Origin of the sequence: Methylobacterium sp. WL19 (genome assembly GCF_008040005.1) — a bacterium.
Taxonomy (GTDB): Bacteria; Pseudomonadota; Alphaproteobacteria; order Rhizobiales; family Beijerinckiaceae; genus Methylobacterium; species Methylobacterium bullatum.
Genome location: NZ_VRVC01000005.1, coordinates 1 through 22,036, shown reverse-complemented (window position 1 = coordinate 22,036; position 22,036 = coordinate 1). Strand labels below are relative to the sequence as shown.

The window sequence follows — 22,036 nt, the reverse complement described above, 5'->3', positions numbered from 1 at the left end:
GCCTCGCCTTCTTCCGGCGACGACAGCAGGCCATGACGGTGCACAGACCCATTGCGCTCACGATGGGCGATCCCGCCGGTATCGGGCCGGAGATCGCCCTCATGGCCTGGCTGGCCCGGGACGAAGGGGCCGGGCTTCCGCCGTTCTTCCTCATCGGCGATCCCGATTTCATTGAGGCGCGGGCGAGCAGCCTCGGCTTTCAGGTGCCGGTGGCGGAGGTCGGACCCGATCTCGCGGTCGAGGTCTTTTCGCGCGCGCTCCCGGTCATGCCCCTGCCGAGCGGCACGCGTGTCGGCGCCGTGGCGGGACGGCCGAGCGCGGCCGATGCCGGCGCGACCCTCGAATCGATCATGACGGCGGTCGGTCTGGTCCGGTCCGGCGAAGCGATCGCCCTCGTCACCAATCCGATCGCGAAATACGTCCTGACCAGCGTCGGCTTCGCCTATCCCGGCCATACCGAGTTCCTCGCGGCCCTGGCGGCGGAGCCCGGCAAGGCCGCGCCGCTCCCCGTGATGATGTTGTGGAGCGAGACGCTGGCGGTGGTTCCGGTGACGATCCACGTCGCCCTTCGCCGCGTGCCCGATCTGTTGACGCAGGACCTCGTGGTCCGGACGGCACGCATCGTGGCGCGGGACCTGACGGAACGCTTCGGCATCCCCCATCCCCGCCTCGTCTTGTCGGGGCTGAACCCCCATGCGGGTGAGGCCGGCACGATGGGGACGGAAGACCGCGACGTTCTGGAACCCGCCGTGGCGCAGCTCCAGGACGAAGGGATCGACATCAGAGGCCCGCTTCCGGCGGATACGCTGTTCCATCCCCGCGCCCGGGCGGCCTACGACGTCGCGCTGACGCCGACCCACGACCAGGCCCTGATCCCGATCAAGACCATCGCCTTCGACGATGGCGTCAACGTCACGCTGGGTCTGCCCTTCATCCGGACCTCGCCCGATCACGGCACCGCCTTCGACATCGCGGGCAAGGGCGTGGCGCGGCCGGACAGTCTGACGGGCGCCCTGCGGCTCGCCGCCAGACTCGCGGGGCAACAGGCATGAGCGAGGACGGGCTTCCCCCCCTGCGCGAGGTCGTGCTGAAGCACGATCTCGCTCCGAAGAAGGCGCTGGGGCAGAACTTCCTGTTCGACCTCAACCTCACCGGGCGGATCGCCCGCGCCGCCGGCCCGCTGGAAGGGGTCACGGTGGTGGAGGTGGGGCCGGGCCCCGGCGGCCTGACCCGCGCCCTCCTCTCTGCCGGTGCCGCCCGCGTAGTCGCCATCGAGCGCGACCCCCGCGCCCTGCCGGCGCTGGCCGAGATCGCCGCGCATTATCCGGGCCGCCTCGACGTGGTCGATGCCGACGCGCTGAAATTCGATCCGCGCCCCCTCGTCGGTGAAGGAAAGGTGCGGATCGTCGCCAACCTTCCCTACAATGTCGGAACCCCCCTGCTGACAGGCTGGCTCACCGAAGCGGCCTGGCCGCCATGGTGGGACTCCCTCACGCTGATGTTTCAGCGCGAGGTCGCCGAGCGGATCGTCGCGGACGAATCCGACCGGGCGAATTACGGGCGCTTGGGCGTCCTGTGCGGCTGGCGCACCGAGGCGAACATCCTGTTCGACGTGGCGCCCTCGGCTTTCGTGCCGCCCCCCAAGGTGACATCGAGCGTCGTGCACCTCAGGCCGAGGCTCGCCCCCCTGCCCTGTTCGGTGACGGCACTCGAACGGGTGACACGGGCGGCGTTCGGCCAGCGCCGCAAAATGTTGCGCCAGAGCCTGAAAGCGGCAACGCCCGACCCGGCGCGCCTGCTTGACGCGGCGGGGATCCCCGAGACGGCCAGGGCGGAAGAGGTGCCAGTCTCGGGCTTCGTCGCGATGGCACGGGCGCTGGACTGAAGCCCGCCCGGACGACGACGCCGTGTGGTTGTCCAGGCGGGGCCGCCGCAGGGGCGACGGCCGTAATCGTTCAGAACTTGCCGAGCATCGGGAAATCGACGTTCAAGGCCGATTCGGCGGCCAGCGGCGCCTCGCGCCGGCGCGGCTTGCGGTTGATCACCTGTTTCAGCTTCGATTTCAGCACGGACATGTCGAACGGCTTCAGGATGAAGGCATCGGCGCCGGCCTGGTGCGCGAGGTTGATGTCCTCGAAATCGAACGACGCCTCGGTGAGGATGAAGGGCGTGTTCATGAGCGCGTCGTCGCCGCGGATCTCGCGCAGGAGCGTCAGCCCGTCCATCGGCTCCATCATCAGGTCCGAGATCACAAGGGCGTATTTGCGCTCGCGCAAACGCTCCAGCGCTTCGGGACCGCTGGTCACGCCGTCGACATCGGGGAAACCGATCCGCGTCATCAGCAGGATGACCAGCTTCAGCAGTTTCTCCTGATCGTCGACGATCAGGATCGGTGGGGTCTCACTCATGGGCTTTCGAAGCTCAAAGTCGGATATCCGACATCAGGAAGGCTGGGACGCAGCATCAGACGAAGAGATGGTCGATGCCCTGTTTGGCCAGCGATTCGGCCTGCAGGGCAACGGCGAGAGAATGGATCACCCCGCCTTTCGGAGTGCCGCGCTGAAACATCGGCAGCAGGCCGGCCTTCTGGAAGATCGCGTCGTTCGCCGGGTTGCGGATGACGGTCACGAACGAATTGACGAATTCCCGCTTCACGATCTCGCGCCACTCGACGATCTGCACGTCGCGATGCCGGGTATCGTTGCTGATCCGTCCGAAGGTGTCGTTCACGGAGGTGCGCTCGCCTTCGATGATCTGGGCGGCGAAATTCTGCTCCACCAGCAGGAAGCTCGTGATGACGGAGAATTCGTTCTTCTTCTGCGCCTGCCGCGTGATCTCGCCGAGCTGGCGAGTCCGGCCCGCCGCATCGGCGGCGAGATTGAGGCGCGAGAAATAGATGAGATGGACGAGGGTCGTCCGCTTGCTCTTCATGATCCCTCTCCGTTGCGCCAACGGCCCGACGATAACCGACCTGGGCATAACGCTGGGTAAACGACGCCGGCACTCTATCACGAAACCGGCAAAAGCTGCCGGGGCATTCCAGGCAAATGTCGGTTCTTGCCGGCCATCTAAAGAACTAATCTTGTATTTTCAATGAGTTAGATTTGGCATCCCGCTTGCGGATGATGGCATGAACCGATCTCGGTCCACATTATTTTCAACAAAGGTTGCCGGTCATGGATGTGTTTTCCGCGTTGCAGACGGCGGTCTCGGGCATGAAGGCCCAGGGCTTCTCCCTCGAGAACATCTCCGGCAACATCGCCAACTCGCAGACCACGGGCTTCAAGCGGGTCGATACCAGCTTCGTCGACCTCGTCGCCGAGCAGGCACCCAGCCGTCAGGTCTCTGGCAGCGTCAGGGCGAATTCCGTCCTGACCAACTCGATCCAGGGCAACATCATCGCGACCGAGACACCGACCAACATTGCCTTGAATGGACCGGGCTTCTTCGCCGTGCAGACGAAGACCAGTGACGTCAACGGCCAGACCTCGTTCTCGCCGGAAAATCTTTACACACGCCGAGGCGACTTCAAGCCGGACGACGAAGGCTATCTCCGCAACGGTGGCGGCGCCTACCTCACCGGGACCAATCTGAACCCCATCACGGGCAACGCCACAAGCCAAGGTCCGATCCAGATCTCGAAATTGCCTATCCCCGGTAAGGCAACGAGCGCGATCAACTATGCGGCGGAGCTTCCACAAGCCCCCTCTAAAGATCTGGTTGGAACGGGCCTTGCTGGCAACCCTAATCCGATCGTACTGACGGGAGTGGGAGGCGGAACCGTTGCCTCGGGAGTTGAGGCAAAAAAACTCATGGACGGCAGTATGGCAGGTCCAATGCTGACGACATACTCCGCCATTGGAGCACCTGTAGACCTGAAAACAGTATGGACAAAAATTCAAGACGCAGCTGCAGCCACAACGATTACGAACGATGATGGCACTACAACTGCAGTTCCCGCAAAGAATGCCGTATGGAATTTATTCTACGCCAACGACACTACGGTGAGCGGTGCGGACTCTTCATGGAAGAACGCGGGAACAGCCTTCGAATTCGACGCGGGCGGCACGCTCCTGAAGCCAGATGGGGGATCCATCACGCTCGCCGCGCCGACGATCGACGGTGTGGCTCTCGGACCGATCACCATCAATTATGGCCAGGGATTAACGGCTTTCGGAAAAGGGGAAGTTGTAACATCGAAGCTTAATCAGGACGGATTTACATCAGGCTCATACAAAGACAGCTATATCAGCGAAGATGGAGATGTCGTTGCTAACTACAGCAACGGAAATTCTGTTACTATTGCTAAAGTCAAGGTTGTGCAGTTCACAAACCCCGACGGGTTGAAGGCAGACTCATCAGGAAATTATCGGCAGACGCTCGATTCAGGGAATCCCCTGGTTGGCCTCAATGGCACGACGATCGAAGGCCAGAATATCGAGCAGTCGAATACGGACATTGCGAGCGAATTTTCTAAGATGATCGTAACCCAACAGGCCTATTCTGCGAACACGAAGGTCATTTCGACCGCGCAGGACATGATGTCCTCGTTGATCAATATCATCCGCTGAGTTCCGAGGTTTCCGGTGACGTAAAGGGAGGGCAAGCGTGTCGTTATCAGCCCTGAACACGGCCATGGCCGGCCTGAAGACCACTCAGGCCGCCATCGGCATCGTCTCGCAGAACATCGCGAATGTCGGCACCACCGGCTATGTCAAGCGCTCGCTCGACACTGTCGCCCAGGGGCCCGGCAATTCCGGCGTTGCCCTCGGCACGATCGACCGGGTCTTCGACGAGAATTCGTTGAAGCAGCTGCGGCTGGAGACGTCCGGCGCGTCCTATACGGGCATGATGGCGGACGTCCGGACCCAGCTCGACAAGCTCTACGGCACGCCCGGCACGACGAGCGCCCTCGACGGGGTGATGAACAGCTTTACCCTGGCGCTCCAGACCCTCGGCGCTGCCCCGGACTCCGCGCCCGCCCGCTCCGCCGTGGTCGCGGCGGCATCGAACCTCGCGACGAAGATCGGAAGCATCGCAGAGGGGGTCCAATCCCTGCGCACCGCGACCGAGAGCCAGCTCTCCAACGATACGTCGGCGGCGAGCGGCCTGCTCTCGTCCATCGCCCAACTCAACGTCAAGATCGCGGCCACCAGCGACGATGGGTCCAAGGTCGCCCTGCTCGACCAGCGCGACCAGGCCCTCAATTCCCTCTCCGGCTATCTCGACGTGCAGGCCTCGGTGCAGCGCGACGGGACCGTCACGGTCATGACCAATTCCGGCATGACCCTGGTGGACCGGGCCAGCGCGGCGAGTTTGAGCTTCGACGGCCGCGGCACGCTCGGTCCAGAGGACAGCTACTCCGCGGACCCGGCCCAGCGCGGCGTCGGAACCATCACGGCGACCACGCCGGGCGGCGGAACGATCGATCTGGTGGCCTCGAACGCGATCCGCTCGGGCTCGCTGGCCGCCGGAATCGAGCTGCGCGACACGGTTCTGCCCCAGGCCCAGCGCCAGCTCGACGATCTCGCGGCGGGCCTGTCGCGGTCGCTGTCCGATACGTCGGCGGTGGGCACGCCCGCCTCCACGACGACCGGAGCGGGTTTTGACATCGACCTGACCGGCCTCAGCGCCGGCAACGCCATCACGATCAGCCTCAAGGATGACAAGGGCGCCCAGCGCAACCTGATCCTGGTTCCGTCCAAACTGAATCCGCCCGCCGCCGTGAACCGGACCGATGTCGCCGACCCGCTGGCGACCATCGTGCCGTTCACGCTGGAGAGCGACCCGGCCAAGCTCGGCGCCTCGATCGCCGCTGCCCTCGGCTCGTCATTCACCGTGACGTCCAACGGCACTGTCGGCAAGGAAGGCGCGGTCAGAATCCTGACCCCGGCGAACGGGACCACGACGATCCAAGGGATCAGCGCCAGCGTCACCCAGTCGAAAACAGCCGACGACGTGACGAATGGCAAGCCGCAGATCCCGCTCTTCGTCGATGGCGGCGGCCAGGCCCGTCTCTTCACCGGCTCGTTCGATGGCGGCTCGCAGCTGACGGGCTTTGCTCAACGCATCGGCGTGAACCCGGCGGTGGCGGCGAAGACCGAATCGCTGGTGAAGATGTCGTCATCCACTCCCGCCAACGACGTATCGCGACCGCAATACCTCCACAACGCCCTCACGACCGCCAACCGGACCTTCTCGGCGGCGAGCGGAATCGGCGGCATCAGCGCCCCCTTCACGACCTCGGTTCAGGACTTCACCCAGAAGATCATCGACGCCCAGGGCGCCGCCACCGCGACCGCACAGTTTCTCGACGAAGGGCAGAGCATCGCTCTGGCGACGGCGCAGAGTCGGTTCGCGGGCACATCCGGCGTCAAGATCGACGAGGAGATGTCGAAGCTCGTCGGGTTGCAGACGGCTTATACCGCCAATGCCCGCGTCCTCACGGCCGCGCGCGACATGCTGGACACGCTTCTCCGGATCTAGAGATTCCTCACGGACTTCCTGTCCGTGAGGTTGCTCCAGGTCTTCTTTCCGCATTTCGTTCTTCCGAAACGTGGGCTCCACGGTTCGGGTCACTTGTCCGGCGTCTTCCAACGGTCATACCCGTGAAGACCCTTTCGCCGAGGTCACGATGACGATCAGCGCCTTCACGGCAGGCACCTATTTTCAGGATCGCAACACAGCGAATCTGGTCAGCCAGAAGGCGCGCCTCGATGCGTTGACGACCCAGCTCAGCACCGGACGCAATGCGGAGACGTATGGCGGCATCGGCTCTGCGCGAACCACCAGCCTCTCTGCCCACGCCTCGCTTAGCGCGCTCGATGGCTACGATGCCGCGATCAACGCGAACACCACGCGGGTGACGGTCGCCAGTTCGGCGGTGACACAGCTCTCCAACCTCAGCGGCATCGTCCAGGGTTCGTTGAATAGCGGGTCGATCGCGTCCGGTTCGAACGCCGTGCAGGTAGCCAGGAACAGCCTGGACGCCGCCGTGGACGCCTTGAACCAGGACGTCGCCGGTAATTACATCTTCGGCGGTCGCGATTCCGACGCCCCGCCCGTCGCCTCGTCGGATGCGATCCTCAACGGCGTGCCCAGCCGCAACCTCGACGGCCTCAAGACCGTGGTGAGCGAGCAGATCGCCGCCGATCTCGGCCCGAACGGCAATGGCCGCATCGCCACGAGCGTGTCGGGCTCCACCGTGACGGTCAGCGAAGAGGGTACCGGAGCCGGAGGCACGGAGGCGCGTGCGAATTTCGGCTTCAGCCTCGTCTCTGCGGCGAGTTCGAACCCGGCGGCCATCACGGCGGGGCCGATGACGGCGCGCACGAACCCGGACGTCACCTTCTCCGTGGCCAATGCGCCGGCGGAAGGCGACCGCATCCGCGTGGCGATCAACCAGCCCGACGGAACCCAGAGTTTCACCGACCTGATCGTCACCGCCAATCCTCCGGCGGATTCCACCAACACGATCCCGCTCGGTACGGCCGCCGAGACCGCCGCCGCCCTCACCAAGAAGTTCCAGGGCCAGCCCGTTGCCAGCATCCAGGGCAAGGCCTCCCTCGGGCTCGCGGCGAATTTCGGCGCCGGCACGCCGGCTTCGGTGGAGCTCAACGTGAAGACCCCTCCGGCGGCGGGGGACACGCTGACCTTCAAGCTCGCGCTTCGCGACGGCACCACGCAGACGATCACGCTGACCGCGAAGGCGAATGCGGATGCGAAGTCCACCACCGAGTTCTCGCTGACCGGTGACGTCGCCGCCAACATCTCCACCGCCCTGTCGAACGCGCTGAAGGAGACGGCGGGGACGACCCTCTCGGCGAGTTCGGCGTCGCGCGCCACCCAGGATTTCTTCGCCGGGTCGAAGACCGAGGGTCTTGCGCCGCGCCGCGTATCGGCGGACGGGAACGGCTACGCGGAAGGGGCCAGCGCCACGACCGTCATTTGGTACACCGGCGACGATACCTCCACCGATCCACGGGCGACGGCATCGGTGCAGATCGGCTCGGACCGAAAGATCGGCATCGGAGCCCAGGCCAACGAGGCGCCGATCCGCGCGGTCCTCGCCGGGATCGCGCAGGTCGCGGTGCAGAGTTTCACCACCACGCAGACCGGAACGTCGGAGGCCGCACGCTACCTCGCCGTCGCGGAACGCTCACGCTCGGTTCTCACCTCCACCAACGGGCGCGAGGGATTACAGGCCATCGCCAGCGATCTCGGCCTCGCGGCCAAGACCATGACGGAGACGAAGGCCGACAACCGCGCCGCCAGGGCCACCCTTCAGGACAGTCTCGACGGCGTCGATACGGTCTCCCTCGAGGAAGTGACAGCGAAGCTCCTGGCGCTCCAGAACCAGCTTCAGGCGAGCTACCAGGTAACCTCGATGCTCTCGAAGCTGACGCTGACGAACTACCTCTCCTGAATCAGGCCGCCGCCAGGCCGCGCTGGCGCAGCAGCGGATCGATGCTCGGCAGGCGGCCGCGGAAGGCGGTGTAGGCCTCGCCGGGGTCACGCAGGTTTCCGGCCCCGTAGACGAACTTGCGCAGGCGCGCCGCCGTCTCGGGGTGGAAGATGTCGCCGGCCTCGCGGAACGCGTCGAACGCATCGGCATCCAGCACCTCGGACCAGAGGTAGCTGTAATAGCCGGCCGCATAGCTATCGCCGGAAAAGATATGCGCGAAATGCGGCGAGCGGTGCCGCATGGAGATCTCCGCCGGCATGCCGATGCGCTGCAGGGCGTCGGCCTCGAAGGCCAGGACGTCGAGCCCGTCCTCGCCGCCGCTCGATAGATGCAGCGTCATGTCGACGATCGCCGAGGCGGTGTACTCGATGGTGGCGAAGCCCTGATTGAAGGCACGCGCCGCGAGCATGCGCGTGAGCAGGTCTTCCGGCATCGGCTCGCCGGTGCGGTAATGGCGTGCATGGGCGCGCAGCACTTCCGGCTGTTCGAGCCAGTGCTCGTAGAGCTGCGAGGGCAGTTCGACGAAATCGCCCGCCACCGCCGTGCCCGCGAGAAGCGGGTATTTCACGTCGGAGAGGAGGCCGTGCAGGGCATGGCCGAACTCGTGAAACAGGGTGCGCGCGTCGTCGAAGGACAGAAGCGGCGTCTCGCCCGCCGGCGCCTTGGCGAAGTTCATCACGTTGACGATGATCGGCGTGATCGGGCCGTTGAGCCGCTCCTGTGAGCGGAAGGCACTCATCCAGGCGCCGCTGCGCTTCGACGACCGGGCGAAGTAATCGCCGAGGAAGATCCCGACCTCCGATCCGTCGGCATTGCGTACCGTCCAGGCCCGCACGTCGGGATGGTAGCGGGGGAAGTCGGTGAGTTCCTCGAAGCGCAGGTGGAACAGGCGCGAGGCCGTGTCGAAGGAGGCCGCGATGACGCCGTCCAGGGGCAGGTAGGGCTTGATCTCGCCCTCGTCGAGATCGTGCTCGGACCGCCGGAGCTTCTCCGCATAGTGGCGCCAATCGTGGGCGCGGATGGCGAAGTCGGCCCCTTCCGCCGTCGCCAGCGCCTGGAGCCGGTCGCGTTCCGCGCCCGCACGGGCATGGGCCGGCGTCCAGACGTTGCGCAGGAGTTCCATCGCCGCGTCCGGCGAGCCGGCCATGGTGTCGGAGAGCTTGAAATGAGCGAAGCTGTCGAAGCCGAGGAGCCGAGCCCGCTCCGCGCGGAGGGCGACGATCTCGGCGATGATCCCCTTGTTGTCCGTGGCGCCCCCGCTCTCGCCACGGCGGGTCCAGGCCTCGTAGGCCTTCTCGCGCAGGTCACGCCGGGCGGAGAAGACCAGGAACGGCTCGATCAGCGAGCGCGACAGGGTGATGACGTGACCGTGCTCGCCGCCCCGGTCCTTGGCCGCGCTGGCGGCGGCCGCCCTCAGGAACTCGGGCAGGCCGGCGAGGTCCGCCTCACCCTCGAGGGGGAGGATGAAGGCGCTCTCATCGGCCAGCAGGTTCTGGCTGAACGTCGTCCCGAGCTCGGCCATCCGCCCGGCGATCTCGGCCATCCGCGTCTTCGCCTCGGGAGCGAGATCGGCACCGGCGCGGCGAAAGCGTGTGCGGTAGCGGTCGAGGACGCGCCGCTCTTCCGAGCCGAGCGTCTCCGCATCCGCGTCGACGGCGGCGATGCGCGCCCAGAGCCGGGGATTGAGGTAGATGGCGCTGCCGTGGCGGGCGAGACGCGGCGTGATCGCCCGCTCGACGGCCTGGAGGTCCGGGCTGGTGTTGCTGCCGCTCAGGTTGAAGAAGACGGAAGCGACGCGGTCGAGATCGAGGCCCGCGCGCTCCATCGCCTCCACCGTGTTGGCGAAGGTCGCCGGCTCCGAAGACTCGGCGATGGCCGCGATCTCGGCATCGTGCGAATCCAGGGCCGTCTCGAAGGCGGGCAGGAAATGCTCCGGCCGGATCCTGTCGAAGGGCGGCAGGCCGAACGGCGTGTCCCATACAGGCTCCGCGAACGGTCCGATGTCCCGGATGGTGGTGCTCGTCATGGTCGTCCTTCGAAATCGTGCGCCGCTGGCTCGGCCGGAACGTAGCCATCGGAGGGAACGAGCGCAAAGCCCCCGCGTGGTTTTGCGGTGACATGCGTGCGCCTGTGGACGGCATCTGCGGGACATCATCGCTTGCGCCCGCGCACGGCTCGACGCAGGTTGCCGCCGCCATGACACCCTCCCTCCGATCCGTCACCGTCCCGATCCGCACCGCCCGCCTCGTCCTGGCGGCGAGCGGTTTCCTGGCCGCCGGCATCGGTGCGGCCATGGCTCAGAGCCTCTCGGTCGATCTCGGCCAGGGCGGGGTGACGGAGCGGGCGCTCCAACTCGTCGCCCTCATCACCGTCCTCGCGCTCGCGCCGTCCGTGCTGGTGATGGCGACTTCGTTCACGCGGATCGTGGTCGTCCTGTCGATCCTGCGCTCGGCCCTCGGCACGCAGAGTGCGCCGCCCAATGCCGTGATCACCAGCCTCGCCCTGTTCCTCACCGCCTTCGTCATGGCGCCGACGGCGCGGGAGGCTTACCGGACCGGCATCGAACCGCTGATCGCCGGGCAGATCACGCAGAGCGTGGCGTTCGAGCGGGCCTCGGCCCCGTTCAAGACCTTCATGCTGCGCAACGTGCGCGAGAAGGATCTGAAGCTGTTTCTCGACATGGCGAAGGCCCCCGCCCCTGCCGGGCCGGAAGCCATCGGCCTCGAGATCGTCACGCCGGCCTTCATGATCTCGGAACTCAGGCGGGCCTTCGAGATCGGCTTCCTCCTCTTCATCCCCTTCCTCATCATCGACCTCGTCGTCGCCTCGATCCTGATGGCGGTGGGCATGATGATGGTGCCGCCGGCGACGGTGGCACTGCCGTTCAAGCTGATCTTCTTCGTGCTGGTGGACGGCTGGACCCTGGTCGCGGGCTCGCTGATCCAGAGCTACGGAAGCTGAATGCGAGATCAGCCGTGCAGGTGGTCCAGGATGGCGAGCCCCGCCGGCGTCGCCTCGTAGCGGGTCCGCTGGGTGCGCTGGTTGCGCTCGGTGATCGCCAGAAGCTCCGCTTCCCCCGACAGGGTCTCCACGGCGCGCAGGACGAGGGCATGCTCCACGCCGAACACCCGCGCGAAGCTGCGGCTGTCGGCGGCGAGCTTCAGGTGCAGCCCCGCCAGCAACCCGGCCTCCAGGGTGGAGAGGCCGGGCTGGAGATCGGCGATGGAATCGGTGACGGCGAGGAAGGTCTCGGCGTCGGCGGGCGGCTCGCTCACGCGGCTTGCGCCGGGCGACGGATCGAGACCATCACCGATTTCGAGGTCGGCGTGTCGCTCTCCTTGCCGAAGGACGACAGGGGAACGAGGACGTTGAGCTCCGGGTAGTAGCCGGCGAGACTGCCGCGCGGCATGTCGAAGGGCACGAGGCGGAAGCCTTCGGCCACCCGCACCACGCCGTCGTCGTGGGTGCCGACGATGTCCACCCGGTCGCCGGCGACGGCACGGATCTCGGCCAGGTCGTCGGGATGGGCGAACAACACCTGACGCTCGCCGTAGACCCCGCGATAGCGGTCGTCGAGGCCGTAGACGGTGGTGTTGTACTGATCGTGGCTGCGGAAGGTCTGGAGCACGAAGGTGTCGCCCATCGCCCTCGCCTGCTGATGCTCGGTCGCCTCCGGCAGGGCATCGGCGGAGAAGTTCGCTTTTCCGTTCACCGTCTCGAAGTTGCGCTCGGCGGCGAGGTTGCGCAGCATGAAGCCGCGCGGACGGCGGACGCGGGCGTTGTAACCGGCGAACCCCGGAATGGTCCGCTCGATCAGCGCACGGATGCCGTCGTAATCGTCGGCGAGGGCCGCCCAATCGACCTTGTCCGAGCCGACGGTGGCGGCTGCCATGCCGGCGATGATCGCGATCTCGGAGCGCAGTTCCGGCGAGGCGGGCTTGTTGATGCCGCCCGAGCCGTGGACCATGCTCATTGAATCCTCGACCGTGACGATCTGGATCTTGCCCTTCGAGTTCCGGTCGATTTCGGTGCGGCCGATACAGGGCAGCAGGTAGGCGACGCGGCCGGGCACGAGATGCGAGTGGTTGAGCTTCGTGGCGATATGGACGGTGAGCTCGCAGGAGGCGAGCGCCTTGGCCACCAGTGCCGTATCCGGCGTGGCGCGGGCGAAGTTGCCGCCGAGCCCGATGAAGGCCTTCGACGATCCGTCGAGCATGGCGCCGATGGCGCCGATGACGTTGTGACCGTGCTTGCGCGGGGCGACGAAGCCGATCTCGCGCTCGAGGGCGTCGAGCAGCGCGGCGGGCGGCTTCTCGTTGATGCCCACCGTGCGGTCGCCCTGCACGTTGGAATGCCCGCGCACGGGGCAGAGGCCCGCGCCGGGACGGCCGATATTGCCGCGCAGGAGCATGACGTTGGTCATCTCCCGGATGGTCGCCACCGAGTGCTTGTGCTGGGTGACGCCCATGGCCCAGGTGCAGATCACCTTGTCGGCGCCGAGATAGACGTCGGCAGCCACCTCGATATCGGCGCGGGAGAGGCCGGACTGGTCCTCGATCGCCTCCCAGCTCGTCGCCTCCACGACGGCGCGATAGGCCTCGTGGCCCTCGGCGTGGTGGCTGAGGAAGGCGCGATCCAGGACGGATGGACGGCCGGCGGCGCGAGCCGCGTCGTCCGCCGCGAAGACCGCCTTGGCGATGCCGCGGAACGCCGCCATGTCGCCGCCCGGACGGGGCTGGTAATAGTGGCTCGCCACCGGGGCGCTGGCACCGCGCAGCATCTCCACCGTGTTCTGCGGGTCGGCGAAGCGTTCGAGCCCGCGCTCGCGCACGGGGTTGAACACCACAACGCGGGCGCCGCGGGTCGCCGCCTTGCGCAGGTCGCCGAGCATGCGGGGATGGTTGGTGCCGGGGTTCTGGCCAACCACGAAGATCGCGTCCGCCTTCTCGAAATCCTCGAGCAGCACGGTGCCCTTGCCGATGCCGATGGCCGCCTGGAGGGCGATGCCGCTGGCCTCGTGGCACATGTTGGAGCAGTCGGGGAAGTTGTTGGTGCCGTAGAGCCGGGCGAACAGCTGGTAGATGTAAGCCGCCTCGTTGGAGGCGCGACCGGAGGTGTAGAACTCGGCACGGTCCGGGCTGTCGAGGCCGCGCAGGGTGGCGCCGATCTCGGCGAAGGCGTCGTCCCAGCTGACGGGCAGGTAGCGGTCGCTGCCTGCGTCGTAGCGCATGGGGTGCGTCAGGCGTCCCTCGCCTTCCAGCGCGTAGTCGGTCCAGCCACGCAGCTCCGAGACGGTATGCTTGGCGAAGAACTTCGGCGGCGTGCGCTTGTCGGTCGCCTCCCAGGAGACGGCCTTCACGCCATTCTCGCAGAACTCGAACGACGAGCCGTGCGCCGGATCACCCCAGGCGCAGCCGGGACAATCGAACCCGTCGGGCTGGTTGGCCTTGAGCATGGCGCGGGCCCCGGAGAGCGGGGCGCGGCTGCTCAGCAGGTGCTTGCCGCAGCTCTTCAGCGCGCCCCACCCGCCGGCGGCGGAGGAACGCTTGGGGGACGCGACCGGGTGATCCATGAACGATCCTGGTTCGGCAAATAAGGGATGGGACAGTGCCGTCGCAGGGCGAGGCCACCGTCGATTCCACCAGCGATATCGCACCGCACAAGGGTCACTCAATCAGGGGCAAACGCGGGCCAGTCATGCGCCTGTGGACATGTCATGGCATGAAACCGAGCAGTCTTACGGAGTTCTAAACTCACCCCCGATCCCAGCGCAGAAGACGCATGCGAATGGCGCCGGGATCGGACCTGCCGGCCCGATCCGAAACCGGCCTTGCCGAGACTTCCACCGCGATGCGGGAGCAGGTCACGCCATGTCCCTCGGCCCGCCCCTCGCTTACCTGGCGTCGAGGCCGAGCCTGGACAGAGCCGCGGCATCGCGGCCGACGATGGCGGACAGGTCGCGCGCACCCTCCGTGCCGAGCTTGCGCAGCAGGCCGGATTTGATCGTGCTCACGAGGCCGGGGCCGGCATAGACCAGGGCCGAGTAGAGCTGCAGCAGGCTCGCTCCGGCACGGATCTTGGTCCAAGCCGCCTCGGCGGAGTCGATCCCGCCGACGCCGATGAGCGGGATGGTACCGCCGACACGCAGGTAGGCCTCCGCCAGAAGGCGGGTCGCCGGTTCGAAAAGCGGGCGGCCGGACAGGCCCCCGGGCTCCGTCGCCAGGGAGGCTTCGGTGAGACTGGTCGGCCGCGCGATGGTGGTGTTGGAGACGACGAGGCCCTGCACCTTGCGGCGCAAGGCGGTGGCGACGATGGAATCGAGGGCTTCGAGCGAGATGTCGGGGGCGATCTTGAGCAGGATCGCGGTCTCGGGCGAGGCCTTGTCGCGGGCCTCGACCACGCGTCCCAACAGATCGTCGAGGAAGGCTTCGCCCTGGAGGTCGCGCAGTCCGGGGGTGTTCGGCGAAGAGACGTTGACCGTGACGAAGGCGACATGGGGCGCCAGCGCCGTGGTGCAGGCCACGTAATCGGCGATCCTGTCGGTGGAATCCTTGTTGGCCCCGATGTTGATGCCCACCAGACCGGTCCGGCCGCCTCTGGCCGCGAGGCGGCCGCGCACGACGTCGAGCCCTTCGCTGTTGAGACCGAAGCGGTTGATGACGGCACCGTCGGCGCTCAGGCGGAACACGCGCGGGCGCGGATTACCGCCCTGCGGCTTCGGCACCACGCCGCCGACCTCGACGAAGCCGAAGCCCAGGCCGAGCAGGGCATCGGGCACCTGCGCGCCCTTGTCGAACCCCGCCGCCAGGCCGACCGGATTGGGGAACCGGCGGCCGAAGACGGTGACCGCGAGCCCCGAATCATCCGGACTGGGCTTTCGCGGAGGCAGAAGCCCCAGCCCGCGCAAGGTGAGGTTGTGCGCCGTCTCGGCGTCGAGACCGTGCAGGATCGGCTTTGCGAGGGGAAAGAGAGCGCCGATCATACCGATGCTCCGGTTGCGGGGCTGGCGGACGAGATAAGATCAGCTTGAAACACATGCCGTCCGTCCGGCCCGATCGGAAGCTCGGTCACGGATATGACGGCGTCGAGGGGCAGATCGCCGTAGAGATGGGGGAACAGCGCTCCGCCGCGGGAGGGCTCGTAGCGTAGGGCCTCGCCCAGCGCCTCGGCCTCGATGCCGATGAGGAGGAGATCGGAGACACCCGCGAAGTGCCGGGCGGCCGTTTCAGCCACCTGGTCGGCGGTGGAGAAATGGATGAACCCGTCGGCCTCGTCGACGGGCGCACCCGCGAACCGCCCCGCTTCCTCCGCCTCGCGCCAGAGGGCGCGCGGGCAAATCTTGTAGATCACGGGCATCGCGCGTTGCCTTCCGGTTCGACGGTCCACGCGATAGAACGGGTCGGCATCCGTCGCAACCACGATCGGTCGCTACCTCAAGTCGTCCTTTCCGAGTTCCTACACCTTCTGGATAATGGCGGCGTGCCGTTGCTTCCGGCGTAGTTTAGTTCTACTTTCCTAAAGCTAGGCTGGATGTCTTAGCCATTCTGATCGAGTCTCGCCATGCTGTCCCACGAGCAGATCTGGACCGCGATCGATCGCCTCGCGGAACGCCACGGCTTCTCGGCCTCCGGTCTCGCACGCCGTGCGGGCCTCGACGCCACGAGCTTCAATCGCTCGAAGCGGATCGGGCCGGATGGGCGCAAGCGCTGGCCCTCCACCGAATCCGTGTCGAAGGTGCTCGCGGCCACCAACGCGACGCTCGACGATTTCCTTCGCCTCATCGAGCCACGGGAACGCATGCCGCGCGCCATGGTGCCGCTGATCGGCATGACGCAGGCCGGCGCCGGCCGGCTCTTCACCGAGGAAGGCATGCCAACGGGCGGCCCGGGCTGGGAGGAGATCGAGTTTCCCGATCTCGGCGAGGATCGTGCCTTCGCCCTCGAAGTGCAGGGCGATTCCATGGAGCCGCTCTATCGCGACGGTGACGTGCTGATCGTCTCTCCCACCGCCAGTGTCCGCAAGGGCGACCGCGTGGTGGTGCGTCTGGCGAGCGGCGAAGTGCTGGCCAAGGAACTGCGCCGCAAGACCGCCCGGACCATCGAGCTGCTCTCTCTCAACCCGAACCACCCCGAACGCATCGTCCAAGTGGCCGAGATCGCCTGGATCGCCCGGGTGATGTGGGTGCGGCAATAGCCATCGCCGGGAGCCGCCGTGCCGATCGATCCTGGCACCCGCACCCGATGCGACTCACGCTGGAGCCCGTTTCGCTCCGACAGGCCTGGATAGAGCATGGCGTTGCATGATCAGGACGGCGAACCAGGCGATCCTCCGGACTCGCGCATCGATTTTCGCTCGGGCCTCGAGGCCAGCGCCGTACCGGCCCTGTTGATCGACCCGGCGACGGCGAGGATCGTCTCGGCCAATCCAGCCTTCGCGCTGCTCACCGGCCATGAGACCGGCGATCTCGCCGGACGCGACGTCCATCTCCTTCTCGGCGCCAATACCGATAAGGACGCCGGAAGCGCTTTCGCCGCGGCCTTGGCGGGTACGCGGCCGGAAGGGATCGAGGTACTGGCCTGGCGCCGAAACGGCTCGACCTTCTGGGCCGAGATCTTCGCGGTGCCCCTGCCGGATACCGGTCTTCTCCTCGCGCAACTGGTCGACGTGACCCGGCGCAGGGACGCGGAAGGGGCGCTCGCTTTGTCCCGGCAACGCGAGGCCCTCGGGTTGCTCACCAACAGCGTCGCCCACGAGTTCAACAACTTCCTGCAGATCCTCATCGGCTATATCGATGGGCTGAAGCGGCGTCTCGGCGACCGGGAAGAACCCTTCATCCAGCGGGCCGTGACCCGGTCCACCGATGCCGTGGAGCGGGCGACGATCCTGACGCGGCATTTGCTGACTTTCTCGCGCCGGATCGCGCCGGATGTCCGCCCCGTCGACATGAACGCCCTCATCACCGCTTTCGGCACGCGCATGCGCGGGACGCTTCCGCCCGGAGTGACACTGACGGTCCACACCGCGCCGGATCTACCCAACGGCCTCACCAACCCGACCCAGGTGGATCTCGCCCTCTCTCACATCGTCGCCAATGCCTGCGAGGCGATGCCGGCCGGCGGCAGTGTCGAAATCACGAGCTTCCTGGTGCCGTCGAGCGACCCAGCGATCCGCCGGCAGGGAGACGGCGCCATCGGCATCTCGGTGCGGGATACCGGGCATGGGATGTCGCCGGAGATGGCAGCGAGAGCGCTGGCTCCCTTCATCACCACGCGCGAGGCCGGGCGCGGCACCGGGCTCGCCATCGTCCACGGCCTGGTGAAGCGCCAGAACGGCACCGTCTCCCTCGACAGCAAGCCCGGCGAGGGAACGACGGTACGGATGATCTTCCCCGCCGCCGGCTGAGGCGTCACGGCTCTTCCCATCGTCGTCCACGGAACAAAAGCGGCGCCGAAGACGGACTAAAACTTGTCGCCGGACGTCACCATATAAGGTCCGGCATTCCCGCCGGGACTCTCTCAGACTTCGTTCAGAGGCGTATTCATGTTCATCTCCTCCACGCGTCGCACCCGCGCCGCGACCATCTTCGCGCTCGCCGCGGTGCTGGCCGTCGCAGCGCCCGTTGCCGAGGCCCGTCCGGGCGGCGGCGGCGGCATGGGCTCGCGCGGCTCGAAGACGTACAACGCCCCCTCCTCCACGGCCACGGCACCGGGCGCGGCGCCGATCCAGCGTTCGCAGACGCAGCCCGGCTCGACCATGGGCAATCCCGGCATGACCAGCGCCGCCACGCAGCGTCCCCGCTTCGGCGGCGGCTTCATGGCCGGCCTGCTCGGTGCGGGCCTGCTCGGCGCGCTCCTCGGCGGCGGCTTCTTCGGTGGACTCGGCGGCATCGCCTCGATGATCGGCCTCCTCCTGCAGGTCGGCCTCATCGTGATGGTCGTCGCCTTCGCCGTGCGCTGGTTCCGCCGTCGCCAGGGCAATCCGGCTCCCGCCGGCATGTCCCGGTCCGCTCTCCAGGGCGACTCCACCCCGGGCAACTACCGCTCCGCTCCGGGCTCGGCCACCGGTCCTGGGCCGGCGATGGGGGCTACCCCGCGCGGCGCGCCTCAGCCGACCGTGGGCAAGGTCGATATCGGCCCCGGCGATTTCCAGAGCTTCGAGATCGCCCTCAACGACGTGCAGGCGGCTTATGGACGTGGCGACGTCGCCGCTCTGCGCAACCTCGCGACACCGGAAATGGCGGGCTACTTCACCGAAGAACTCCGCGGCAACGAATCCCGTGGGGTCGTCAACCGGATCTCGAACGTGAAGCTGCTGCAGGGCGACCTGTCGGAAGCCTGGAGCGAGGGCCGGATGGAATACGCCACCGTGGCGATGCGCTACGCCATCACCGACGTGACGGTCGACCTCCGGACCAACCAGACCGTCGAGACCGGCGAGCCGGAGGCCCTGGAGCTCTGGACCTTCGTGCGCGAGCGCGGCGGGCGTTGGATCCTCTCGGCGATCCAGCAGGGCCGCTGAACGCCTCAACGGCATCGGCTGAAACCAAGAAAGGGCCGCGCGGTGCAAACCGCGCGGCCCTTTTCCATTCAGGCACCGCCGAGATTCAGACGGCGCGCTTCTGGTAATCCTTGATGTCGGTGAACCGTACCTTCGGCGCGCGCTCCTCCTCGTAGCGGAGGGAGAAGGCGGTGGTCGCCATGAAGACGGGCGCGCCGTCGAGATCGCTCGCCATGGCCGAGCCATGCGAGCCGATGAAGGAATCGAGGTCGGTTTCCACATCCGATTCGATCCAGCGGCAGATCGAGAAGCGCGTCGGCTCGTAATCGATGGGCAGGCCGTACTCGGCCTGGAGCCGTTCCTTCAGCACGTCGAGCTGCAGCGCGCCGACGACACCGACGATGGCCTGCGAGCCGTCATGCGGGCGGAACACCTGGACGACGCCCTCCTCGCCCATCTGCTGAAGGGCTTCCCGCAGCTTCTTGGCCTTCATCGCGTCGGTGAGCTTGATGCGGCGCAGGATTTCCGGGGCAAAGCTCGGCACGCCGCGGAACACGATCTCCTCGCCCTCGGTGAGCGTGTCGCCGATGCGCAGGGTGCCGTGGTTGGGGATGCCGACAACGTCGCCGGCAAAGGCCTCGTCGGCGATGGCGCGGTCCTGCGCGAAGAAGAATTGCGGCGCGGAGAGCGACATCGGCTTGCCGGTGCGCACGAGCTTCGCCTTCATCCCGCGGCTGAGCCTGCCCGAGCAGACCCGCATGAAGGCGATGCGGTCGCGGTGGTTGGGATCCATGTTCGCCTGGATCTTGAACACGAAGCCCGTCATCTTCGGCTCGGTGGGCTCCACCAGGCGCTTGTCGCAATCCTGCCCGCGCGGGGGCGGTGCGAAACGGGCGAGCCCGTCGATGAGGTCGCGCACGCCGAAATTGCGCAGGGCCGAGCCGAAGAAGACCGGCGTGAGATGCCCCTCGCGAAACGCCTCGAGATCGAAGCGCTTCAGGCCGGATTCGGCGAGCTCCGCCTCCTCGCGCCACGTTGCCACCTCGCCCTCCTCGGTGAGCAACTGGTCGAAGAGCGGATCGTCCACACCGGACACGGCCACGGTGCCGGCGTCATCCGCCGCATCCAGCCGACGCACGCGGCCGTTGCCGAGGTCGTAGGTGCCGGCAAAGCTCCGCCCGCGGCCGATGGGCCAGGTGACCGGCGCCACATCCAGCGCCAGGGTCTTCTCGATCTCGTCGAGGAGTTCGAACGGGTCGCGCGCCTCACGGTCGAGCTTGTTGATGAAGGTGACGATGGGGATGTCGCGCAGGCGGCAGACCTCGAACAGCTTGCGCGTGCGCGCCTCGATGCCCTTGGCGGCGTCGATCACCATGACCGCCGAATCGACGGCCGTCAGGGTGCGGTAGGTATCCTCCGAGAAGTCCTCGTGGCCCGGCGTGTCGAGCAGGTTGAAGACGCAGTCGCCGTACTCGAAAGTCATCACGGAGGTGACGACCGAGATGCCGCGCTCCTTCTCGATGCCCATCCAATCGGACCGGGTCGAGACGCGGTTGCGCTTGGCCTTGACCTCGCCAGCGAGCTGGATCGCGCCGCCGAACAGGAGCAGCTTCTCGGTGAGCGTCGTCTTGCCCGCATCCGGGTGGGAGATGATCGCGAAGGTGCGGCGGCGGGCGACGGGATCCTTGGCCCTGTCGGCATCCTTGCCGGTCGCGTCCTTGGGTTCTGTCTGCATCAACATCGCGGGCGGTTGCTTCTCTCGTCCGCCGGGGCGGGCTTGTCTGTACAAGGTCGGGTGCGTGCCCCGTCTGTAGTGCGAACGGGGACCGGGCGAAAGCGTGGGGCCTCAACCCCTCCCGATATAGGGCATCTTCGTCGCCATCACGGTCATGAACTGCACGTTGGCGTCGAGGGGCAATCCGGCCATGTAGACCACCGCATCCGCCACGTGACGGGCATCCATCACCGGCTCGACCTTCAGCGATCCGTCCGGCTGGCGGATGCCGGCCGCCATCGGCTTGGTCATGTCCGTCTCGGCATTGCCGATATCGATCTGCCCGCAGGCGATGTCGTGGTCGCGTCCGTCGAGGGAGGTGGATCGGGTCAGGCCGGTGATCGCGTGTTTCGTGGCCGTATAGGGCGCCGAATTCGGACGCGGCACCTGGGCCGAGATCGACCCGTTGTTGATGATACGGCCGCCGCGCGGGCTCTGCGCCTTCATCATCCGGAAGGCGCCCTGCGTGCACAGGAACGCGCCGGTGAGGTTGGCATTCACCACGGCCTGCCATTGCGCCAGGGTGAGTTCGTCCAGCGGCACGGACGGGGCGAACAGGCCGGCATTGTTGAACAGGAGGTCGAGGCGACCGAACCGGGCCTTCACCTCTGCGAAGAGATGCTCGACAGAGGCGGCATCGCCGACATCGGTCTCCACCGGCAAGGCCTCGACTTCGATCGCACGCACGGCATCCGCGACCTCATCGAGCGGCCCCCCTCGACGCCCGGCCAGAGCCAGATCGAACCCGGCTCGCGCGAGCCCGAGCGACACAGCCCGGCCGATCCCGGACCCCGCCCCGGTGACGATCGCGATCCGCTTCGACATGCGCGCTCTCCATTTCCTGGTCGGCCGGAGCGAACAGGCTGTTGCAACGGGCCGACGCGGCGTCTAGACAACGCGCGGCCTTGCGTCGATGGGGCGTCGCCAAGTGGTAAGGCAGCGGTTTTTGGTACCGCCATTCGGAGGTTCGAATCCTCCCGCCCCAGCCATCCACGCAAACGGGCCGGCTCGCCGGGCGCACAAGATTGTCTATCGTCACTTGTGTGCGGAATGTCAGACGCGACAATCCCCGCTGACTGATTTTTTTGGAATTCGAACATATCGAAGAGTCAGGTTGTTCTCAAACAACTTTGGTAAATTCCCGCATTAAATTTTATAGTTCATTACAGATGCAATTTCACGGTAGATTACAATAACAATAGATCATTTATTTATAAAAATATGCTCCAATAGAATATCGGCAATGTAAATTTAATCCATATATTTATAAATCTACAATACAATAAATTGTTATAGTAAAA

18 protein-coding genes and 1 tRNA gene are annotated in these 22,036 nt (G+C 66.5%); 10 read left to right on the top strand and 9 right to left on the bottom strand.

Going from position 1 to position 22,036, the window contains the following annotated elements; genetic code table 11:
- The first annotated feature begins 32 nt into the window (after positions 1 to 32).
- The gene (gene pdxA / locus FV220_RS02300) at positions 33 to 1,052 is read left to right on the top strand and encodes a 4-hydroxythreonine-4-phosphate dehydrogenase PdxA (protein ID WP_147829428.1); all 1,020 of its coding nucleotides are present in this window, start codon (positions 33 to 35) and stop codon (positions 1,050 to 1,052) included.
- On the top strand, positions 1,049 to 1,885 hold the full coding sequence (gene rsmA / locus FV220_RS02295) for a 16S rRNA (adenine(1518)-N(6)/adenine(1519)-N(6))-dimethyltransferase RsmA (RefSeq protein WP_056148080.1): 837 nt from the start codon (positions 1,049 to 1,051) through the stop codon (positions 1,883 to 1,885). The genes pdxA and rsmA overlap by 4 nt, the downstream gene beginning before the upstream one ends.
- 70 nt (positions 1,886 to 1,955) lie before the next feature.
- On the opposite strand, the gene FV220_RS02290 is transcribed toward rsmA, so the two are convergent.
- Positions 1,956 to 2,408, bottom strand: coding sequence for a response regulator (locus FV220_RS02290; protein ID WP_056148076.1), 453 nt, complete (start codon positions 2,406 to 2,408; stop codon positions 1,956 to 1,958).
- Between the two features lie 55 nt (positions 2,409 to 2,463).
- Positions 2,464 to 2,931, bottom strand: coding sequence for a BLUF domain-containing protein (locus tag FV220_RS02285; protein ID WP_018044868.1), 468 nt, complete (start codon positions 2,929 to 2,931; stop codon positions 2,464 to 2,466).
- 245 nt (positions 2,932 to 3,176) lie between these two features.
- Between FV220_RS02285 and FV220_RS02280 the strand changes: the two genes are divergently transcribed.
- The 3 genes from FV220_RS02280 to FV220_RS02270 all read left to right on the top strand — a co-directional run bounded on the left by FV220_RS02280 (position 3,177) and on the right by FV220_RS02270 (position 8,425).
- On the top strand, positions 3,177 to 4,571 hold the full coding sequence (locus FV220_RS02280; protein ID WP_147829426.1) for a flagellar hook-basal body complex protein: 1,395 nt from the start codon (positions 3,177 to 3,179) through the stop codon (positions 4,569 to 4,571).
- 37 nt (positions 4,572 to 4,608) lie between these two features.
- Entirely contained in the window at positions 4,609 to 6,486 is a 1,878-nt protein-coding gene (gene flgK / locus FV220_RS02275; RefSeq protein ID WP_147829424.1) for a flagellar hook-associated protein FlgK, read from the top strand.
- A 148-nt stretch (positions 6,487 to 6,634) separates the two neighbouring features.
- On the top strand, positions 6,635 to 8,425 hold the full coding sequence (locus FV220_RS02270) for a hypothetical protein (protein WP_018044873.1): 1,791 nt from the start codon (positions 6,635 to 6,637) through the stop codon (positions 8,423 to 8,425).
- A gap of 1 nt (position 8,426) precedes the next feature.
- Here FV220_RS02270 and FV220_RS02265 read toward each other — a convergent pair whose 3' ends face one another.
- Positions 8,427 to 10,490 carry a M3 family metallopeptidase gene (locus tag FV220_RS02265; protein ID WP_147829422.1) on the bottom strand — a complete coding sequence of 688 codons (2,064 nt, stop codon included), beginning with the start codon at positions 10,488 to 10,490 and terminating at the stop codon, positions 8,427 to 8,429.
- 170 nt (positions 10,491 to 10,660) lie between these two features.
- On the opposite strand from FV220_RS02265, the gene fliP reads away from it, so the two are divergent.
- Positions 10,661 to 11,425 (top strand): flagellar type III secretion system pore protein FliP, encoded by a 765-nt coding sequence (gene fliP / locus FV220_RS02260; RefSeq protein ID WP_056148808.1) that lies wholly within the window; start codon positions 10,661 to 10,663, stop codon positions 11,423 to 11,425.
- An 8-nt stretch (positions 11,426 to 11,433) separates the two neighbouring features.
- On the opposite strand, the gene FV220_RS02255 is transcribed toward fliP, so the two are convergent.
- From FV220_RS02255 to FV220_RS02240, 4 genes are all read right to left on the bottom strand, one after another.
- Positions 11,434 to 11,739 carry a hypothetical protein gene (locus FV220_RS02255; protein WP_018044876.1) on the bottom strand — a complete coding sequence of 102 codons (306 nt, stop codon included), beginning with the start codon at positions 11,737 to 11,739 and terminating at the stop codon, positions 11,434 to 11,436.
- Positions 11,736 to 14,036, bottom strand: coding sequence for an FdhF/YdeP family oxidoreductase (locus FV220_RS02250; protein WP_056161893.1), 2,301 nt, complete (start codon positions 14,034 to 14,036; stop codon positions 11,736 to 11,738). The genes FV220_RS02255 and FV220_RS02250 overlap by 4 nt, the downstream gene beginning before the upstream one ends.
- Positions 14,037 to 14,357: 321 nt before the next feature.
- Positions 14,358 to 15,446 carry a quinone-dependent dihydroorotate dehydrogenase gene (locus FV220_RS02245; protein ID WP_147829420.1) on the bottom strand — a complete coding sequence of 363 codons (1,089 nt, stop codon included), beginning with the start codon at positions 15,444 to 15,446 and terminating at the stop codon, positions 14,358 to 14,360.
- A complete protein-coding gene (locus tag FV220_RS02240; protein ID WP_056148052.1) occupies positions 15,443 to 15,820 on the bottom strand; it encodes a DUF952 domain-containing protein in 378 nt (125 codons plus the stop codon). Before FV220_RS02240 ends, FV220_RS02245 begins: the two co-directional genes overlap by 4 nt.
- Positions 15,821 to 16,024: 204 nt before the next feature.
- On the opposite strand from FV220_RS02240, the gene FV220_RS02235 reads away from it, so the two are divergent.
- The 3 genes from FV220_RS02235 to FV220_RS02225 all read left to right on the top strand — a co-directional run bounded on the left by FV220_RS02235 (position 16,025) and on the right by FV220_RS02225 (position 18,982).
- Positions 16,025 to 16,657, top strand: a complete 633-nt coding sequence (locus FV220_RS02235) for a helix-turn-helix transcriptional regulator (protein ID WP_147829417.1) — start codon at positions 16,025 to 16,027, stop codon at positions 16,655 to 16,657.
- A 96-nt stretch (positions 16,658 to 16,753) separates the two neighbouring features.
- Positions 16,754 to 17,866: an ATP-binding protein gene (locus FV220_RS02230; protein ID WP_147829415.1), complete on the top strand. Its 1,113-nt coding sequence runs from the start codon at positions 16,754 to 16,756 to the stop codon at positions 17,864 to 17,866.
- A 138-nt stretch (positions 17,867 to 18,004) separates the two neighbouring features.
- Entirely contained in the window at positions 18,005 to 18,982 is a 978-nt protein-coding gene (locus FV220_RS02225) for a TIM44-like domain-containing protein (protein WP_147829413.1), read from the top strand.
- A gap of 85 nt (positions 18,983 to 19,067) precedes the next feature.
- Here the strand turns inward: FV220_RS02225 and FV220_RS02220 are convergent, their stop codons facing one another.
- The gene (locus tag FV220_RS02220) at positions 19,068 to 20,702 is read right to left on the bottom strand and encodes a peptide chain release factor 3 (protein ID WP_147829411.1); all 1,635 of its coding nucleotides are present in this window, start codon (positions 20,700 to 20,702) and stop codon (positions 19,068 to 19,070) included.
- Between the two features lie 105 nt (positions 20,703 to 20,807).
- On the bottom strand, positions 20,808 to 21,560 hold the full coding sequence (locus FV220_RS02215) for an SDR family oxidoreductase (RefSeq protein ID WP_147829408.1): 753 nt from the start codon (positions 21,558 to 21,560) through the stop codon (positions 20,808 to 20,810).
- Positions 21,561 to 21,649: 89 nt separating this feature from the next.
- Between FV220_RS02215 and FV220_RS02210 the strand changes: the two genes are divergently transcribed.
- A tRNA-Gln gene (locus tag FV220_RS02210) sits at positions 21,650 to 21,724 on the top strand.
- Positions 21,725 to 22,036: the final 312 nt, after the last annotated feature.

Coding starts and splice junctions, on each gene's coding strand:
- FV220_RS02220 (WP_147829411.1), bottom strand. CDS start 20,702: ATGTTGATGCAGACAGAACCCAAGGACGCGACCGGCAAGGATGCCGAC.
- FV220_RS02285 (WP_018044868.1), bottom strand. CDS start 2,931: ATGAAGAGCAAGCGGACGACCCTCGTCCATCTCATCTATTTCTCGCGC.
- rsmA (WP_056148080.1), top strand. CDS start 1,049: ATGAGCGAGGACGGGCTTCCCCCCCTGCGCGAGGTCGTGCTGAAGCAC.
- FV220_RS02230 (WP_147829415.1), top strand. CDS start 16,754: ATGGCGTTGCATGATCAGGACGGCGAACCAGGCGATCCTCCGGACTCG.
- FV220_RS02280 (WP_147829426.1), top strand. CDS start 3,177: ATGGATGTGTTTTCCGCGTTGCAGACGGCGGTCTCGGGCATGAAGGCC.
- fliP (WP_056148808.1), top strand. CDS start 10,661: ATGACACCCTCCCTCCGATCCGTCACCGTCCCGATCCGCACCGCCCGC.
- FV220_RS02250 (WP_056161893.1), bottom strand. CDS start 14,036: ATGGATCACCCGGTCGCGTCCCCCAAGCGTTCCTCCGCCGCCGGCGGG.
- FV220_RS02235 (WP_147829417.1), top strand. CDS start 16,025: ATGCTGTCCCACGAGCAGATCTGGACCGCGATCGATCGCCTCGCGGAA.
- FV220_RS02245 (WP_147829420.1), bottom strand. CDS start 15,446: ATGATCGGCGCTCTCTTTCCCCTCGCAAAGCCGATCCTGCACGGTCTC.
- FV220_RS02290 (WP_056148076.1), bottom strand. CDS start 2,408: ATGAGTGAGACCCCACCGATCCTGATCGTCGACGATCAGGAGAAACTG.
- FV220_RS02215 (WP_147829408.1), bottom strand. CDS start 21,560: ATGTCGAAGCGGATCGCGATCGTCACCGGGGCGGGGTCCGGGATCGGC.
- FV220_RS02265 (WP_147829422.1), bottom strand. CDS start 10,490: ATGACGAGCACCACCATCCGGGACATCGGACCGTTCGCGGAGCCTGTA.
- FV220_RS02270 (WP_018044873.1), top strand. CDS start 6,635: ATGACGATCAGCGCCTTCACGGCAGGCACCTATTTTCAGGATCGCAAC.
- FV220_RS02240 (WP_056148052.1), bottom strand. CDS start 15,820: ATGCCCGTGATCTACAAGATTTGCCCGCGCGCCCTCTGGCGCGAGGCG.
- FV220_RS02225 (WP_147829413.1), top strand. CDS start 18,005: ATGTTCATCTCCTCCACGCGTCGCACCCGCGCCGCGACCATCTTCGCG.
- pdxA (WP_147829428.1), top strand. CDS start 33: ATGACGGTGCACAGACCCATTGCGCTCACGATGGGCGATCCCGCCGGT.